The 343-nt window shown below is 60.1% G+C and carries 1 pseudogene; it reads left to right on the top strand.

Annotated features, from left to right (window positions below):
• Nucleotides 1-343, top strand: a pseudogene (locus U4Y90_RS36015) (electron transfer flavoprotein subunit beta/FixA family protein); the annotation flags it as partial.

Below are 343 nucleotides of genomic sequence, written 5' to 3'. Positions count from 1 at the left end.
TGGGGTGACGCAGTGTCAGGAGACGTTGCGGACCGCGTTGGCGATCGGGGCGGATCGTGCGGTGTTGGTGGAAACGTCGGAGGAGTTGCAGCCTTTGGCGGTGGCGAAGCTGTTGAAGGCACTGGTCGATCAGGAGAAGCCTGAATTGGTCATTCTCGGCAAGCAGGCGATCGATGACGACTCGAACCAGACCGGTCAAATGCTCGCTGCACTCGCGGGCCTGCCGCAAGCGACGTTCGCATCAAAAGTTGTCGTTGCCGATGGCAAAGCCACTGTTTCCCGTGAAGTCGACGGCGGTGCTGAAACGCTGTCTTTGAAGCTGCCTGCAGTGGTCACGACGGAC

Origin of the sequence: Caballeronia sp. J97 (genome assembly GCF_905220305.1) — a bacterium.
Classification (GTDB): domain Bacteria; phylum Pseudomonadota; class Gammaproteobacteria; order Burkholderiales; family Burkholderiaceae; genus Caballeronia.
The sequence above is the reverse complement of the archived record's forward strand: the minus strand, read 5'-3'. Positions and strand labels throughout refer to the sequence as shown.